General features: G+C 42.6%; 18 protein-coding genes. 4 read left to right on the forward strand and 14 right to left on the reverse strand.

What is annotated here, in order from left to right; all coding sequences use genetic code 11:
• Window positions 1–35: 35 nt before the first annotated feature.
• The 14 genes from ACIFPW_RS13655 to ACIFPW_RS13720 form a co-directional block, all read right to left on the reverse strand.
• Complete coding sequence (locus ACIFPW_RS13655) at window positions 36–1,625, reverse strand: sodium:solute symporter family transporter (RefSeq protein WP_430245020.1); 1,590 nt, start codon at window positions 1,623–1,625, stop codon at window positions 36–38.
• A gap of 34 nt (window positions 1,626–1,659) precedes the next feature.
• Window positions 1,660–2,655 carry an ester cyclase gene (locus ACIFPW_RS13660; protein WP_430245022.1) on the reverse strand — a complete coding sequence of 332 codons (996 nt, stop codon included), beginning with the start codon at window positions 2,653–2,655 and terminating at the stop codon, window positions 1,660–1,662.
• 499 nt (window positions 2,656–3,154) lie between these two features.
• Window positions 3,155–3,931: an ABC transporter permease gene (locus ACIFPW_RS13665; RefSeq protein WP_430245023.1), complete on the reverse strand. Its 777-nt coding sequence runs from the start codon at window positions 3,929–3,931 to the stop codon at window positions 3,155–3,157.
• The gene (locus tag ACIFPW_RS13670) at window positions 3,928–4,821 is read right to left on the reverse strand and encodes an ATP-binding cassette domain-containing protein (protein WP_430245025.1); all 894 of its coding nucleotides are present in this window, start codon (window positions 4,819–4,821) and stop codon (window positions 3,928–3,930) included. Before ACIFPW_RS13670 ends, ACIFPW_RS13665 begins: the two co-directional genes overlap by 4 nt.
• Window positions 4,822–4,833: 12 nt before the next feature.
• Window positions 4,834–5,034 (reverse strand): PLD nuclease N-terminal domain-containing protein, encoded by a 201-nt coding sequence (locus ACIFPW_RS13675; protein WP_194220751.1) that lies wholly within the window; start codon window positions 5,032–5,034, stop codon window positions 4,834–4,836.
• Window positions 5,035–5,038: 4 nt separating this feature from the next.
• The gene (locus ACIFPW_RS13680) at window positions 5,039–5,248 is read right to left on the reverse strand and encodes a transcriptional regulator (protein ID WP_159781743.1); all 210 of its coding nucleotides are present in this window, start codon (window positions 5,246–5,248) and stop codon (window positions 5,039–5,041) included.
• On the reverse strand, window positions 5,235–5,567 hold the full coding sequence (locus ACIFPW_RS13685) for a YxlC family protein (protein WP_430245027.1): 333 nt from the start codon (window positions 5,565–5,567) through the stop codon (window positions 5,235–5,237). The genes ACIFPW_RS13680 and ACIFPW_RS13685 overlap by 14 nt, the downstream gene beginning before the upstream one ends.
• Entirely contained in the window at window positions 5,564–6,100 is a 537-nt protein-coding gene (gene sigY, locus ACIFPW_RS13690) for an RNA polymerase sigma factor SigY (protein WP_430245029.1), read from the reverse strand. The genes ACIFPW_RS13685 and sigY overlap by 4 nt, the downstream gene beginning before the upstream one ends.
• A 580-nt stretch (window positions 6,101–6,680) precedes the next feature.
• A complete protein-coding gene (locus ACIFPW_RS13695) occupies window positions 6,681–8,138 on the reverse strand; it encodes a CoA-acylating methylmalonate-semialdehyde dehydrogenase (protein WP_430245032.1) in 1,458 nt (485 codons plus the stop codon).
• 30 nt (window positions 8,139–8,168) lie between these two features.
• A complete protein-coding gene (locus ACIFPW_RS13700) occupies window positions 8,169–9,518 on the reverse strand; it encodes a GntP family permease (RefSeq protein WP_430245034.1) in 1,350 nt (449 codons plus the stop codon).
• Window positions 9,519–9,548: 30 nt separating this feature from the next.
• Complete coding sequence (locus ACIFPW_RS13705; RefSeq protein WP_430245150.1) at window positions 9,549–10,709, reverse strand: iron-containing alcohol dehydrogenase; 1,161 nt, start codon at window positions 10,707–10,709, stop codon at window positions 9,549–9,551.
• Window positions 10,710–10,897: 188 nt separating this feature from the next.
• Complete coding sequence (locus ACIFPW_RS13710; RefSeq protein ID WP_430245036.1) at window positions 10,898–12,715, reverse strand: sigma 54-interacting transcriptional regulator; 1,818 nt, start codon at window positions 12,713–12,715, stop codon at window positions 10,898–10,900.
• A gap of 146 nt (window positions 12,716–12,861) precedes the next feature.
• A complete protein-coding gene (locus ACIFPW_RS13715; RefSeq protein WP_430245038.1) occupies window positions 12,862–13,164 on the reverse strand; it encodes a hypothetical protein in 303 nt (100 codons plus the stop codon).
• A gap of 17 nt (window positions 13,165–13,181) precedes the next feature.
• Entirely contained in the window at window positions 13,182–14,579 is a 1,398-nt protein-coding gene (locus tag ACIFPW_RS13720; RefSeq protein ID WP_430245040.1) for a YqiA/YcfP family alpha/beta fold hydrolase, read from the reverse strand.
• A gap of 104 nt (window positions 14,580–14,683) precedes the next feature.
• Here ACIFPW_RS13720 and ACIFPW_RS13725 point away from each other — a divergent pair, with 104 nt between their 5' ends.
• From ACIFPW_RS13725 to ACIFPW_RS13740, 4 genes are all read left to right on the forward strand, one after another.
• Entirely contained in the window at window positions 14,684–14,962 is a 279-nt protein-coding gene (locus ACIFPW_RS13725; protein WP_430245042.1) for a hypothetical protein, read from the forward strand.
• Between the two features lie 146 nt (window positions 14,963–15,108).
• A complete protein-coding gene (locus tag ACIFPW_RS13730; protein ID WP_430245044.1) occupies window positions 15,109–15,399 on the forward strand; it encodes a hypothetical protein in 291 nt (96 codons plus the stop codon).
• 135 nt (window positions 15,400–15,534) lie between these two features.
• The gene (locus ACIFPW_RS13735) at window positions 15,535–15,687 is read left to right on the forward strand and encodes a hypothetical protein (protein ID WP_430245047.1); all 153 of its coding nucleotides are present in this window, start codon (window positions 15,535–15,537) and stop codon (window positions 15,685–15,687) included.
• 48 nt (window positions 15,688–15,735) lie between these two features.
• A complete protein-coding gene (locus ACIFPW_RS13740) occupies window positions 15,736–15,870 on the forward strand; it encodes a hypothetical protein (RefSeq protein WP_430245049.1) in 135 nt (44 codons plus the stop codon).
• Window positions 15,871–16,297 lie beyond the last annotated feature (427 nt).

Here is a 16,297-nt window from a genome sequence, read left to right on the forward strand (position 1 = left end):
ATCTAAATTTTCAAACAAATTCAACAATAGCTCATTTATAGTTGGATTAATGCTAGAATGATTGTTTGAACCACGAAAAATCCGACTAAAGCATAAGAATACTTATCCAACGTTCCTGGGAGAATGGAAACACCATTTTCATCTTTGTCTGCCCCTTCAGAAAGTAGTTTCGCACGTTGACCAAATAACGTAAATTCCTCGTAGTTTACTTTCTGTTTTTTAAACAGGAGACTCGCAAGATAACCGATCAAAAGTGTTAATGCACAACCTATTGGGTAGTTCCACAACCAATTAACTACGCCTAACTTCCCTATATAGGCAGTGAGAGCAATACCAAGGACAAAGCCAATTGCTACACCTTTGTCAGTCGCTCTTTTCGTTAGCATCGCAAGTAAGAACATAGCCAGTATTGAACCTGAGAAGTAAGAAAGATAACTTCCTACAACTTTTAAGATAGAGGCTGATGTTCCACCGAATGCCAATAAGGTAAAGACAATCAACAGCATCCCGAACACGAATGTGAAAATCATGGAGACTCGAAGGGATGCCTCTTCTCCTTTCGTAATAAACTTCTCATAGATATCTTTCACAAAAACAGTTGTAACCGAGTTTAATACTGAGTCTATACTCGACATCGCTGCTGCAAAAATACCTGCCATCAATAATCCTAATATGCCAACTGGAATCTGACCTGCAATAAACGTAATCATGACATTATTGGAGTTCGCGAACTCTCTTCCATCGTATGCAATATAAAGAAGGACACCGACAATCATAAATACAAAAAACATGATGTTCATCACAAAACCACTAATACATATCGAACGCTTTACTTCTGTAACTGATTTAGCAGCAAGCATTCGCTGTGTTTGTGTTTGATCTGTTGCATAGTATTTCAGCCAGAGGAAGAAACCGCCGATCAGAGCCACCCAAACACCATTTTCTAACTGAAGATCAAGAGAAAAATCAAGTGCATCCAATTTTCCATCAGCTTTTGCTTGACCCATTGCTTCAAAGAAACCAACATCAAGGTTTGCTAAAATGATCCCAATCGTTGCAAGGAGTCCTCCCCATAAGACAACCATCTGGATCGCGTCTGTCCAGATAACCGCTTTAATACCTCCAAGCAATGTATATAAGATAGATACTGTTACAACAATTGGCACCACAGTTGTTAATGACCAACCTGTGAATTTCTGTATAATAAGCGCCGGGATAAACAAAAAGGATCCAACTTGTATGATGTTTGAAAGGACAAAGCCGATCACTGCAAGCAAACGACTAATCCCACCTAGACGTAACTCAATATACTCATATATAGAAGTGACTTTTAAGTTATAGAAGAAGGGCAGAAATACAGATAGTGCAACGGCAAGCACTAACGGAATACTAAAATTCAGCATAAATGCGATTAATCCTGAATCGTATGCCCACCCCGGGCCACCGATAAAACCATTTGCACTAACAGTCGTTGCTGCAATCGATAAGGCGATCGGCAGGGTTGCTACCGACCTTCCACCAATAAAGTAATCTTCTTGAGAGTCAATATTCCGACTCAGTCTAAAACCCATGTAGACCAGACCAAGCATATATAAAACTAGGAGCGCTATATCTATGGGACTCATGTATTTACCACCACTTCCATATAGATTGCAATGACTACCTGATCAGATACTGTCTTTTTCTCAAACGATCGAAGATGTCGATATCGAGCTGCAATAAATATTCCACAATATCGATGAGTACCCAATTCTCAACAAGCAGATCGCCATCTCTCCGCCACCAGTCCATCACTCGCATCGATACTTTTCTATTCGGAGCAGGAATACCAAGCCAGCCTACTCCTGTATGTGTTGCTTCAACACTCGGCCAACCGGTTGAGGCGATATAATTTTGATCTGCAAATCGTGCTGCATGATTGTGTCCACCTACACGATCAGGTAGCGCTTTAACAAACGGTCCCTGATGATAGTCTTTAAAGCCTTGAATGCCCTTGGTTGAGCCAATCCCAGCAGGTCCGTACCACATAAAATCATCTGCCCAGAACGCCTCTAATCCTTGCTTTTCTAGACCAGAGGAAGCCTTCTTAAGCCCCTTAAAGATCATATCCTCTACTAGCTGAAGCGACTTCTGGCTCTCCTCTTCATCAGATCTTCCTAATAAGACGCCATCGTATGACGATGGACCCGGCACCGTTATTTCTGGTGCAAGAGTAGGGATGAACCGAAATCCAGCTTGTCTCATCACATCCAGCATATCGACAAGCATCCGCGTTTCTACGATTTTCCCTTCTTTCATTTTGTGAAATTCTCCATAACGGATCCACGTCGCTCCTAAATGTGGTGGAATGTCTACCCACTCTTTAGTAAAGGTACCAACCATGTTTCCAGTTGTGCTTATCCAGGACTCTCCTTCATATTCTCCAGCCATGACAATATAAGATTGTTTATGTAAGTCTGGAAATGAAGCAACTAAAGGCTTGTAAAAGACTTCACTAATTTCGTCTATTCCTGTCAGTTCATTGAAAGGATGGTTCGTATACATAACGGCGTCTTCGTGATAGTAGGTTCTGAGGATGTTTGGGATGGTTTCAGGAGTTGCTTTGTAAAGCTGTTTTGTAAATTCGTAAATAAGCTGTTTGTTTTGAATACTCATATACTCACTCTCCCATTATTTTGAATCCGCATTCAAAAATTGTTACACCACTATGTAAAATGGAGGTTTTTAACAGGATTTGGTTAGATTGAAATTCTGAATGCGGATTCAATTTATTTCAAAAACAAAGATTCACACTGTTAATGTGGAATCATTAATTGGAATTATAAAGGATTCGTTCGTTCAAGTAAACCTTTTATTTGAATTTTTTAAATATTATATCAACGGAAACATTAGAGTTATTATGAGAGACCTAGCTACATAGTGTTTCACCCATAGGGAAGATTATAAACTTAAATAATGGAGTGTCAGGAAGAAAATATGGATATTAATAAGTCAGCACGTGCTAATAAAGTATCCCCTCTCTATTAGCCAAATTCCAGATATATTGTCCAGAATGCATATTTTTTGGCCAATATTAAATATATTGGCCAAATCCACATTTTATTAGCTAACAAGAATCATCCCAATAAACAACGTATACCCACACCTGCCCTCTCTAATAATGCTTATACCTCTTCAGCACCATGACACCCGCTATAAGTAGCAAAAGAGATAATGTCGCAGTACTACCGATGACCGTCCAGGCTGACTCGGTCCATTGTTGCTCGACTAAAACCTTCATCGCTTCTCCCCGTATATTCCCTGGGCTCCATTCCATGAATTTCGGAAGGAGTGACGTTAGCAAGCTGATCAGCGACAGGAAGAGAATACTAACGCCCGCTATTCCGCCATTGTGCTGGATGAATGTTCCGACAAAAATCGTAACGGAGACGACGAAGAGAACCCAGAAACAGTAAATGACGAGGCTGCTCACCATAAGCTTCCAGTCGACTGAAGTAAATAATAAATTCGTATAATACCATGTGAGGCAGTAGCTTAATAGAAGCGATAAAAGCAAGAGGGCAAGCTGGGCAACAGTCTTACTGCCTAAGTATTGCCACTCGTTAACAGGGCGCACCATAACAAGCGTAATGGAACCGTTTTGTCGTTCCTGAGCGATCACATTCATGGTTGCGAGAACGAACAGCAGGGTACCGATCGTGCCATATTGAGAGAGGGCGCCGCTCAATACTTCTTCACCCGTAGGGATCGGGATCGTGATACTAGCTCCTTCTGGTAGATTACCGGCCATATCAAGAATTTGTGGCATATAATAACTTGTCAGAGGTTGCGAGATGCCGATGATCATCAGTACGACCGGAAGCCAGATCCATTTGCCATTCCGCATTAGCTCGAGAATTTCTTTGTGTAATAGCGTTAGAAACCGGTTCATTGTCTCACAACCTTCATATAAGCATCTTCTAATGAATCATGCATCATTTCAAAGTGAGTTACTGCTCTATTCCGGTTAATGAGCTCCTGTAACAGCTCATTTGGGTGAACATGCGCAGGAAGTCTCACCTTTACGGTTTTAAGATCAATATATTCATAAGCTTCGATAATCTCAAGCTGTTCGATGATGCCGTTCATCGGTTCTTCGGTTTGTACTTTAATTGGCAATAAATCAAATTCTTTACGCAATGAAGGTAATGACCCTTTCCACTTTAAACAGCCATCTTGCAGAATAAGAACTTCATCACAAATTTGCTCTGCATCGTGCAAGATATGAGTCGAAAATAGAATCGTCATGTTCTGTTTCAGTACTTCGATCAGTTGTAAAAAGTCTCGTCTTCCTTTTGGGTCGAGCGCAGAAACCGGTTCGTCTAGAATGAGAAGCTTCGGTTTGTGAAGCAAGGCCTGCGCTAATCCGAGGCGCTGTTTCATTCCCCCAGAAAAGCCACCGATTTTTTTAAACGCGGCCTCTTCTAAGCTAACGAACGCTAGCACCTCCTCTACGCGATCATGAAGCTCTACCTTTGGTATCGATGATAGCTTACCGGCGAAAGCAAGAAATTCTTTGGCTGTCATCCAATTAAAAAAGGACGGATGCTGAGGCAAGAAGCCAATCAATGGTCGGTAGTCTTTATTCTGATATCCGTTAAATTGAATGGATCCTGAGTCAGGTGTGAGCATTCGAGCTAACATTTGCAGCGTCGTTGTTTTACCCGCTCCATTAGGACCTAATAGAGCCATGCAGCTTCCCTCCTGAATGGTGAAGGAGAGATTCGAGACAGCTTTTTTACCTTTAAACTGTTTCGATAGATTGTCGATGTTAACAAGCATGATTTTCACCACCTAACTGTTTTTACGTCCGATCACAAAGTAAAGGATTGCCCCAAAGAGATTCACAAAGAGAATAAGAAGGATCCACATCCATTTCGGTCCGTTTGTTTCTTTCTGTTTGATACAACTAACAAGCGCTGAAATGGTTAAGATCGCCTGCAAGATCAACAATGGCGCCACTAACGCCCAGTTTATGTCGTTCAAGATGTCCATTTTTTCACCTCTTCCCCTTTAACCTTCGTTTATATGGCCATACGACGAACAGCAAGTAAAATAAGGTCGGCATCGGTAATTGAATCAAACCCCAGATCCCCCATAGCCACGGGTAACTCCCTTTTTTCTTTGCATCTACAAAGAGAAGCATGCTTTGCGTGAGTAACAAGAGAATAAGAATCGGAACAAAGACGTAGAGCTCAAGATTTGTCATAATCAAACATTCCTTTCTTATTCACTTTCTTATAAGTGAAATAGACAGCAAAAGGAGCAATCAGAGTTGCAACGATCTGGAAGTATAGAAAGAAAAGTGGAGCTTCAAAAAGACTTACGATAACCACGGTTAAAATCACGACCGCTGTTAACAAGAAGAGCGTACTTTCGATGTAAAACGCTTTTTTCTTTTTTTGTTGAAACAGGACTAGTTGTTTCTCCATATCAAGCTGAGAAAGTGAACCTTTTCCAAGATCATCGATATGCTGCCAATCCTGTTTAAGGTGTTGCACAATCTTTTCTTCTTCCTTGTCATTCACGGCGTATCCAACTCCTTTCGTAACTTCCGTAAACCAGTATGCACCCTGGATTTCACTGTTCCTGAGCGTATCCCGAGCATTTTCCCAATTTCATCATACGAGTAGCCATAATAATGCCGTAACAAGATCGGAACTCTGAGCGTGGAGTCTAACGTATTAAAATCTGTGAAAAGGTCGCTCCAATTCATTCCTTTTGTACTCGAGTCCCACGCTAGCTTTCGCGATAAGGTACGCTTCTCTTCATCCACCCATTTCTTTTCACGTTTTTCTTTCCGAAGCATGTCAATGTAAAGCCTAGAAGCGATCGAAATCATCCACGTCGAGAACTTCCCTTCTCCTTTATAAGAAGAAAGTTTCACATAACACTTCATCATCGTTTCCTGAGCAAGATCCACGCTGATCTCTTCATTTAAGGTTAGCTTTAAAAGATATTTGTAGAGGAAAGCATAATAGCACTGAAAAAGCTGAGTGAACGCATCATCGTTTCCAGCTTGTGCCTGCTGAATTAATTGAATCTCCTCCTCGCGTTCCATACAACCCTCTCCTTTACCTGCACCTATATGACGCTGACCTCTTAGAAATCGTTCATTTGAATTAAATTTATTTAGCTTGATCAATACTCTTTCCACAAATGATACATAAAAAGCTAACCTCCGTCTTTCAGAAGTTAGCTTTTCCTCTCTTTCTTTATTCAACACTTCAAAACCAAGTTGAGCGGGTTAAATGACAATAAGCTATCAGCTCTCCATGCAATTGCACCTATAGAAGTTTGTCTCCTTATAACTACCTTTTCACTGTGTGTATACTACACTTCTTACTCTACTAACTTACAAAATTCAAAAATAATAGGACCTCCCTATTCAGAGACGTCCCTCACCTTACCTTTATACTGTAAGGTTATGTTCAATCTGGTTAAGAATCGCTTTGTGTCACCCACTAAGTGATTCGACAGAGTTCGCGGGTGCCTGTCACCACCGAGCCACCAACCAACGTTCTGGACTTGAACCTTAAAGCGTGTGCGCATTCCGGGCACACTACTAAAAAGGCATAGAGAAGTTCCCCTTCTCTATGCCTTTCCATTAAACTATCTATCCTATTCTATTTTTCTCTTCCCTACCACCTAGCCGTCAACATCTTCCGTCTCGTATAAAACTCCACGCCATCCGATCCATTCGCATGAAGATCGCCGTAGAAGGAGTTTTTCCACCCTGAGAATGGGAAGAACGCCATCGGTGCTGGAACTCCGATATTCACCCCGAGCATGCCGACTTCGATGTTTTCTCTGAAGTAGCGGACGTTGCTGCCGCTTTGGGTGAAGAGGCAGGCGCCGTTTCCGAAGTCGGATTCATTGGTGAGCTCGATTGCTTCTTCTAGGTTTTTCACTCGTACAATCGATAGGACGGGAGCGAAGATTTCGTCCTTCCAGATTTGCATGGACGTGTTCACGTGATCAAAGATCGTTGGTCCAATGAAGTAGCCTTTGTCGTTGTAGGCTTCATCGTTTCTTCCGTCACGGACAAGCGTCGCGCCTTCTTCTTGTCCTTTTTGAATGTAGCTTTCCGTTCTTTCTTTGTGTTCTTTCCGGATGACGGGTCCTAGGAACACATCGTCGTCCAGTCCGTTTCCGATTTTAATTTCATCCGCTTTTTCGTTCAGCTTTTGAAGCAATGGTTCGACGACATCGTCTACTGCGACAACGACCGAGCACGCCATGCATCGCTCTCCTGCTGATCCGTAGGAAGCGGCAATGATTTCTTTCACCGCTGCATCAAGATCCGCGTCTGCCATGACGATGGAATGGTTTTTCGCACCGGCTAGGGCTTGAACGCGTTTGCCGTTCGCTGCACCTGTTTTATACACATATTCTGCGACAGGCTGTGAGCCGACGAAGGAAATCGCTGGCACGTCTCTGTGCTCCAATAGGCCGTTTACGACATCATGGGCACCGTGAACGATATTAAGGACTCCGTCTGGAAGACCCGCTTGTTTGAATAGTTCCGCTAATCGGTTTGCGAGTAGCGGTGTGCGTTCTGATGGCTTAAGAACGAATGTATTCCCCATCGCGATGGCGAGCGGGAACATCCAGCACGGCACCATCATCGGAAAGTTAAACGGTGTAATGCCACCAACGACGCCGACGGGATAGCGGTACATGCCGGATTCTAGATTTGTCGCAATATCCGGAAGCTGTTTCCCCATCATTAAGGAAGGCGCACCGGCAGCGAACTCCACGCACTCGATTCCGCGCTGTACCTCGCCCTGCGCTTCTTTAAAGCTTTTTCCATTTTCCTGTGTAAGCAATCGTGCCAGCTCGTCCCAGTTGTCGACGAGGAGCTGCTGGTATTTAAACAGAATGCGAGCACGCTTTGGTACGGGGGTTTTGCTCCACGTTTTGAAGGTTGCCTTTGCGACTTTTACTGCTTCATCAAGATCTTCTCTTGATGAGATCGGTACCTGTGCGAGTTCTTCACCCGTTGCTGGGTTTGGTACAGATTGAAATTGATCGGTTTTTGCGTCTACCCATTCACCGTTAATGTAGTTTTGTAGCGTGTTTGTTGTTGTCGTTGCCATGTTAAAGTCCCCTTCCTTTTTGTACACTTTTTAGAAAATCGAATATAAAATAACTGCCAGGATCAAGGCGATCGTCGGCAGAATAACGCTAAGTAAAAAGATCGGTCCGTAAGAACGCTTATGTGTTTCACCGCAAATCGCACGGATCGTGGTCACCACATATCCGTTATGTGGGAGCGAATCAAGTCCACCTGAAGCAAGGGCTGAAATGCGGTGCATCGCGCCAGGATCTAAGTTCCCCATCCCTAAATAAATCGGGGATAAAATCGGGAGTGCGATTCCAAGACCACCGGAGGCTGAGCCCGTTAGCCCACAAATAAGTGTAACTGCGATCGCAAGTCCCATCAGTGGTGGACCTGGAATATTCACAAGACCATCTACAACCGTTTGAAAAGCCGCGACCTGTGCCGCCACGCTACCAAAGCCGACTACGGCGCAAGTATTCGCAGCAGCTATTAACGCATCATGCGTTCCTTTTGCGAGCGGGTTCCAGAATTCCTGTAAATATGGAAGCATGATGAAACAGGCTAAAACGATACCGGAAGCAAGCGAAATGAGTGCGGCCCCGGTTGATGAGATAAAATTGGACAGCGTATTTAACGAGACGATGACCGTGACGAGTGGCAAGATCGCTAAAACGACATTCGGCAACTGCTTTTGCTCTGGTTCTGGCTCAGGCAACACCTGCTTCAATTCGGCTGTTGCAGCGATTTCATTTGATGCTTTTGAAGTCTCGTTAGGCAATGAAAAAACTTCCCCATTTCGCACCGCTTTTTTCACCATTTTTCCTAGCAACCATCCACCCGTTAACATGATCAAGATGGCAATGAGAATGCCGATGAACCCACCAGCCGTTGGTTTTGTTCCAAAGTACTCGGTTGGAATCAGGTTCTGGATTTCTGGTGATCCCGGAGCTGTCATCGTAAAGGAAATGGAGCCGAAGACGAGCGCTGCAGGGATAAAGCGATGTGGCAGGTTCGCTAATTTAAAAAGAGAGACGGCAATAGGGTAAACCGCGAAGCCGACAACGAATAAGCTAACGCCGCCGTAGGTCATGATGGCTGCTGCCGCAACGACCGCAAAGACAGAGCGAGAAGGACCGAGCGTATTCTTAATCCAATTCGCAATACTATCTGCCGCTTTCGTTTCCTGCATCACTTTTCCAAAGATGGCTCCTAATAAGAATATGAGAAACCAGGAAGCAAAGTAAGACGTGAATCCCGTCATGTAATAATCGGTTAACGCTGTTTCTAGATTTAGTCCTCCAGTAAGGGCAACGAGCACGGCGCAAAGAATCGCCGCTATGATGATGTTGATCCCTTTCATTGTCAAATAAATGAGGAGGCCTAACGATAAAATTAAGCCAAGCATGCCTAGCATGTTCTTCCCTCCTTGTACCCTCTAAGCGCGTTATTGAACCTTGTGCTCGCTACGAAATTGGTAGTCATAGCAAGTGAGATAGAGTTCTTCTAATTCGGCTTGAGTAGGCACGCGAGGGTTATGGCTTGGACTCCCACTATCAAGCGCATCCGCCGCCATCTTAGAAACGGCTCGGTTAAAGGCTTCTTGCTCAATGCCCCACGATTTCAAATTGGGAATGTTTAATGTGCGACAAAGTTCTTGAACGGAAGCCACCGCTTGTTCAGCTGCTTCTTCATCAGTAAGAGTGGCACTGCTCGGTTGAAAAATGCGTCCGATATCGGAAAGGCGCTTCTGACATTCACTCTTGCTAAATTCAAGAACAGCAGGTAAGAGCATCGCGTTGGAATAGCCATGTGGCACATGGAACAGTGCTCCGATTGGTCGCGACATGCCGTGAACGAGACAAACGGATGCATTGGTAAACGACATGCCTGCTTGTAACGCCGCTAAGCTCATCGCTTCTCTCGCTTCAAGGTTGTCACCATTGAAGTAAGCGTTCTCAATATTATGGGCAATGAGCTGAATCGCTGATAGCGCAAATGTATCCGTCATCGGATGAGATCTCTTAGATAAATACGATTCAATCGCATGACTCAGCGCATCAACGCCTGTTGCAGCCGTTACATGCTGTGGTGAGGAGATCGATAATAATGGGTCAACAATCGCGACAGCTGGCATGAAAGCTGGCTGCTTCACCATCATTTTCACCTCATTAGATGTATTTGTAATGACCGTCACATCTGTCGCTTCCGAGCCCGTTCCTGCTGTTGTAGGGATTGCGATATGCGGAATTGGAGTATGCTCAGCGACTTTCTTGTTAAGCCGGTAATCGGCTAAGTCACCACCGTTTGTGGCAAGAACCACGATCGCTTTTGCTGTATCAATACAGCTTCCACCCCCAAGCGAGATCACGACATCAGACTGACTCTCTTTTAAAAGGGCTAACGATTCTGCCACATACTGATCAGTCGGTTCTGACTCTACTCCTGTATAAACCTCACTTTCAATCCCCTTTTCCTTCAAGTAATCCTGACATTCACTCACATAGCCGAGACTAGACATCACCTGATCGCTTATAATGAGTGCTTTACCTCCACGAATGGAAGCTTCCACTCCAATTTGTTTAAATGACTCTCGACCATATAAAATCGTTTGCGGCGTTCGAAAAACGGCATAGGTTTCCGCCTGGCTATCACTCCTTCATTCTGACTTACTTATCTATAGAAGCAAGATCCGTGCCAAGTTTAACAAGCGCTACATCAAGCATTTTTGCGCTATTGATTGTAGCACCTACACTACAGTTGTTGATTTTATGTAGTGATTCTCCTACACTTCACTTAGGAGATGTCGAGATTTTTTAACTTTTGATAAAGCGTGGTCCGATGAATCCCCAGGCGTTCTGCTGCTTTCGTTTTATTGCCACCTGCATCTTTTATCGCTTGAACGATAGTTTCCTTTTCTCGTTCCTTCCCAACTCGTTTCGCTTCGTCTAATAAGCTGTGGGATTTTTCATCAGGAATTTGTTTTGCACGATCTGCCTTCACGTTAAAAAGTCCATTGAGGTGGTCTTTCCCAATAATCGGCTCATCAATTAACGTAACCACACGTTCAATCGTATTCACTAGTTCACGAATATTCCCTTTCCACTCTGAATGAGTAAGAGTAGATAAAGCTTCGTGGGTAAATCGTTTTGTTTGGACGCGATACTTCTCACAAATCTCTTTCGCATAGTAAGACAGGAGAATTGGAATATCCTGCTTCCGTTCCCGGAGAGCCGGGACATGGAGGCAAATGATATTTAATCGATAAAACAGATCTTCACGAAACGTCCCTTTTTCGACGAGCTCCTTTAGATGTTGATTCGTTGCCGCGATCACTCTTACATTGGTTTGGTATTTCTTGATGCCACCAACCCGCTCAGCTTCTTTTTCTTGGAGCACACGAAGCAGTTTTGTTTGCATACTTAGCGGAAGTTCTGCAATTTCGTCCAAGAAAATCGTACCGTTATTCGCCAGCTCAAATTTCCCGGGCTTTCCTCCTTTCTTGGCTCCTGAGAATGCGCCTTCTTCATATCCGAATAATTCTGATTCAAACAAATGCTCAGGAATGGCCGCACAGTTCACGCTAATCATGGGGCCTGTCGCAAAAGGACTTAGATGGTGGATACTTTTCGCAAACATTTCTTTCCCCGTGCCACTTTCACCGGTAATGAGCACGGTCGCCGCTGTTCTGGCTGCTCTTCTAGCAAGTCGTTTCGTAGCTTTAATCTCTTCACTTACACCAATAATTTGATCAAGCGTTATGTGATTCTCTTTCTTTTTTCCAACTTGTTTCGTGCCTCGTTCAGGCTCCTCTGCATCCGTTTCTTTAAGTCGTTCATAAATTTTATAGATCTCCGAAATCCCTTCAAAGATAAGCATTCCGATGGCGCCGATCACAGCGCCATTTTTCACAATCGGAATGCGGTGAACGACCATTTCATGGCCCTGGATTGTTTGGAGTACACCACGCTCGGCTAGCCCTGTTTGCACGGTCATGTGAAGCTCTGTATTATCAATTACTTCAGTCACATGTCGTCCAATCGCATTTTCTTTCTCGATCCCAGTAAAACGGCTGTACGCTTCGTTAAACTCCTGAATCGTTCCGTTTTCATCTACAACAGCAATCCCTTCATAAGCACTTTCGAGCACGGTGTTCAACGCCTCTGCTGTATGCTGTTTTTGCTTAAGCTTTGAAATGTATTTCGAAAACCCATCCGTAATATCGCCTTTTGATAACAAGCCAATCAATTTCCCTTTTGAATCAAGGACAGGCAGTTCATTGTATGGTAGTGAAAAAACCTCTAAGATTGAATCTTCAGGGTGGACCACCGCGAAGTTTCGTTTAAAAAGATCTCGCCCTACTTTTACGTCCCTGTTGTCATGTAGAAAATAAGATAGCACTTGCCTCAGTGTGATCGTTCCGAGAAAATGATGATCATCATCCACAATCGGTAATGTATTTAATTTATGGCTGATCATCCATTCACCAGCCTCCTGAATTGACTGTTCCGATTTGATGCAAAGAGGTTCCGGTGTCATCCAATTCTTCACATAGAGAATCGGTTCTACATCTGATAAATCATTATTCGTTTCAACGAGATCATTGATCGACATAAGTTAGCCCTCCAATATGATGGTTAGTGGTGCCTGTCACCACCCGTTTAATGATGAATGCTGTCGAAATAAGCGATTGAGCGTAAGTCTGCCCCTATTACTTTCGATAGGCATAACAAAAGGACCTCCCTTTAATGAGACGTCCTTCACCTTACCTTTATACTGTCATGCAACATTTCATACATCATCTTCATCTTCATTAACTTCAACTCATTCTCTTCAAACCGCTGCACCAGCGCTTTATTCGCCTGACCATCAAAGTTATGCTCAATCTGGTTAAGAATCGCTTTATGTCGCTCACTAAGCGATCCGACCGCGTAGCAATGTTCTAAATAAGCGTTTAATAGATTTGCTTCCGCTTCAAGATCACTTTTGATCTGCGTTCTTAAGGCATCTTTTTGCCGCTGCCTTTCCCAGTAATCGTTCCACCAGTCAAAATCAAAGTCCACTTCTTCACCTCTTCTCTTTAAGATTCGTAACGTAGCCACTGTGCTAGTAATTGATCGGCTCGCATTAAGTCTTGACTCATTCGCTCCATGTTGTAAGCAATGTCCTCCGTATCCTGATGGGTGTCACCAAGTGATGCCATTAAGCTATCGAACATCTGGATATCAAATAGCATCGGTACACCGTCAACTGGCGCTTTCGTAAATTCATGAAAGTAACTCTCCACCTCTGATGCATTTAATTTATCAAATTGCCCGCTTCCTACTGCATTCATGTATTTGCTTTTCATATCGCGCATTGTGTTCATGTATACATCTAGGAAATCTAGCAACGCCTGTTTTGTTGCTTCAAGTTGCTCCTCGCTCTGCTTCATTTCTTGCACATACATTTCCATTAAGCTTTCTTGGATTTGGATATGGAAGTCTGAGACACCTCTGTTTTTTAGGGCGAGTGGGGATAGGTTGAGTTGACTTTGAAGCTTTTCGTCGAAGAGAACCTGTGGCACAAAGTAGCCTTCATCGTCATATAAACTTGAATCTAAGTAATTTTTTATCCCGTGCATGGAAACCCCGGCCATTCCAGCTTGACTAGGATCATTCATATAATAAACGGAACCAACAGATTTCTCATAATAGGTGCCGACCACGTCATCAGGATAGGTATAGCTGATGACATTATCTTTGTACTCTCCATTAATGGCGTTTTGCTGTTGCTCGGGCGTTAATAGTGAATAAACGTCTGCAGCTGCGAATGTGACCGCATTCGAATCGTGATTAACGGCAAAGTACTGCGCTAATCCCCCACCAAGAGAGTGACCAACAAATGTGATGTTTTTAGCTCCATACTTTTCAACATAGTGATCCACTTTTTCTTTCGCTTCAGTAAATTGATTTTTATGTATATACGAAATAGTACCAGCTTTTGAATCTAATTCAGCTCGGCCACTTGCTAGACTTGCAACCTGGGAAGGAGTTCCTAAATAGTCTGTTGTCCCATACCTCTTTTTGGTATAATTGGAATTGCCTAAAACGATGCCTTCGAGGTCTTCTTTAACATCTTTATACGATTCAGCAATGTCTGCTTTATTGATGGTGTTTTTCTCATATACGAGATTTCCATTTTCGATGCTTGCATCACCGGTCGCTAACATCGCGTCTTGGGAAGGGGTTCCAACGTATTTTGACTCAACCTTTGTTTCAACAAATGTGGGCATTTCAGTTCCTCTGAAGCTAATAACAATATCTTCAGTATTAGAATTTTTTAATACGTATCCAAAAAGCCCAGTTTCTGTGTTTTCAATAGTACCAATCTTCTTCCAAACAACATAATTAGTTGGAGACACTTTTACTAAAACTTCAGATTTAATGTCGTCATATGCTATTTCCGAAATTTCACTAGCAGTCATTTCATTTATCATAATAAATCTCTCCCTTCGTTTGAAACGAAAGTTAAGGAGGTTATCCTATCTACAAACTGTTATTTTTACCCATTATATTGATTATACTATTAGGAGGTTGTGGTGTGAACTCACAAAGTGAAAACTATGATGATGAAACTAAGGAAAAAGCGAAAGAAGCAGTTAGAAGTTTCGTAGTTAGCAATTATGAAGATATCGACTCCGTTGAAATCACTAAACTCTATCAAAGTGAAATGGGCGGATTAAATATTGAGGGTACTGTTAATGACGGGGCAGCTGAATTTAAAGCAGGAGTTAGAAATGATTTTTCTATCGGTAATTTAAGTCCAGGAGAAAAATTTCCTGATATGAAAGAAGAATGTAAAGAACAGATTTGTGATTAAGACTGTTATACATAAATATGAAATACGGAAAATTCCTTGTATCTTCTTTATCTTAAATTTTCACTCCAACTATCATATGAGGTGATTTTTTGTATTCTCGTCTCATTTTAATTTTTTCCGTTGTTATACTATTAGGGAGCTGCAGTGTGAACTCTAACAGTGAAAACTATAGCGAAGAAACTATCAAAAAAGCGAAAGCGAGCGTAGAAAGTTACATTATAAATAATTATCACAATGTCGAAAGCGTAGAGTTTAAAGAGTCTCCTTCTGCACCGATGGGTAGACTTGTTCTTGAAGGTACTGTTAATAAAAAAGCGACATTTAATATCGGAGTGAATGATGATTTTACAGTTGGAAGTATTGGCATGGGTGAAGGATTTCCAGAGCCTAAAGAAGAATGTAAAGACCACTCCTGTGACTATGAAATAAGTAAGTAATAAAGATAGTGCTCTCTCAGCCTGTTGCCACAGATTTTGTCTGTGCAAGCAGGCTTTCTTTTTGCAGTATGTGGGCTACCCTCTTCTCTTCTGTTTAGGCTAATCAAGAAAATGCATAAAGCGAGGTGACCTCATATGAAATTCATCCGCATTTACGCCATTGTATCGCTCATTTTATTAGTTAGTTGTAGTGTGAATTCTAGTACGAAAGAATACAGCGATGAAACAATAAGAGAAGCACAAGCAAACGTGACGAGTTACATAGAAAACAATTACGCTAACATCTAATCCCTTGCAGTAACCGAGCCCTATGAAGCAGAAATGGGGATTATGACCGTGGATGGTAAAGCAAACGGTGAAGCTTTTTCTGTAAGCCTGGACACTGATCTGATGGTAGCTGGGGTAGCGATTCAAAGTAAACAGTTTCCTGAAAAGAAAGAAGAATGTTTGGAGAGAATATGTGACGATTAAATGCTTCTTACATTCAATGCACTTACTCCGTATTCGAGCTAAAGGTTAGGAGATGATCCTATTTCTATATTAAAAACGTTTCCTCTTGTCGTTCTTCTCCTGTTAGCTGCTTGTAGCTTCTATACGCAGAGTGAGGATTATGACGACGAAACAAAGGAAAAAGCAAAGGCTTCCGTAGAGAGATTTATCACAAATAATTATGAAGAGATTGAATCCGTTGAGGTCACTAAAGTTTATCAAAGCGAAATGGGTGGACTAAATGTAGATGGAACTGTTAATGACGGGGCGGTTGAATTTACAGCTGGGGTTCGAAGTAATTTTTCGATAGGGCATTTAGCTCCAGGAGAGGATTTCCCTAATATGAAAGAAGCTTGTAAAGAGCAGATTTGTGAGTGACCGAACCTTTAATCATGTACAAATCAGCTCG

The sequence above is a fragment of the Pseudalkalibacillus sp. NRS-1564 genome (assembly GCF_050467905.1).
Lineage (GTDB): Bacteria > Bacillota > Bacilli > Bacillales > Guptibacillaceae > Guptibacillus > Guptibacillus hwajinpoensis_B.

Bases quoted from the DNA above. Each gene is read 5' to 3' on its own strand.
- ACIFPW_RS13655 (WP_430245020.1), bottom strand. From the start codon at position 1,625: ATGAGTCCCATAGATATAGCGCTCCTAGTTTTATATATGCTTGGTCTG.
- ACIFPW_RS13660 (WP_430245022.1), bottom strand. From the start codon at position 2,655: ATGAGTATTCAAAACAAACAGCTTATTTACGAATTTACAAAACAGCTT.
- ACIFPW_RS13665 (WP_430245023.1), bottom strand. From the start codon at position 3,931: ATGAACCGGTTTCTAACGCTATTACACAAAGAAATTCTCGAGCTAATG.
- ACIFPW_RS13670 (WP_430245025.1), bottom strand. From the start codon at position 4,821: ATGCTTGTTAACATCGACAATCTATCGAAACAGTTTAAAGGTAAAAAA.
- ACIFPW_RS13675 (WP_194220751.1), bottom strand. From the start codon at position 5,034: ATGGACATCTTGAACGACATAAACTGGGCGTTAGTGGCGCCATTGTTG.
- ACIFPW_RS13680 (WP_159781743.1), bottom strand. From the start codon at position 5,248: ATGACAAATCTTGAGCTCTACGTCTTTGTTCCGATTCTTATTCTCTTG.
- sigY (WP_430245029.1), bottom strand. From the start codon at position 6,100: ATGGAACGCGAGGAGGAGATTCAATTAATTCAGCAGGCACAAGCTGGA.
- ACIFPW_RS13695 (WP_430245032.1), bottom strand. From the start codon at position 8,138: ATGGCAACGACAACAACAAACACGCTACAAAACTACATTAACGGTGAA.
- ACIFPW_RS13700 (WP_430245034.1), bottom strand. From the start codon at position 9,518: ATGCTAGGCATGCTTGGCTTAATTTTATCGTTAGGCCTCCTCATTTAT.
- ACIFPW_RS13710 (WP_430245036.1), bottom strand. From the start codon at position 12,715: ATGTCGATCAATGATCTCGTTGAAACGAATAATGATTTATCAGATGTA.
- ACIFPW_RS13720 (WP_430245040.1), bottom strand. From the start codon at position 14,579: ATGATAAATGAAATGACTGCTAGTGAAATTTCGGAAATAGCATATGAC.
- ACIFPW_RS13735 (WP_430245047.1), top strand. From the start codon at position 15,535: ATGAAATTCATCCGCATTTACGCCATTGTATCGCTCATTTTATTAGTT.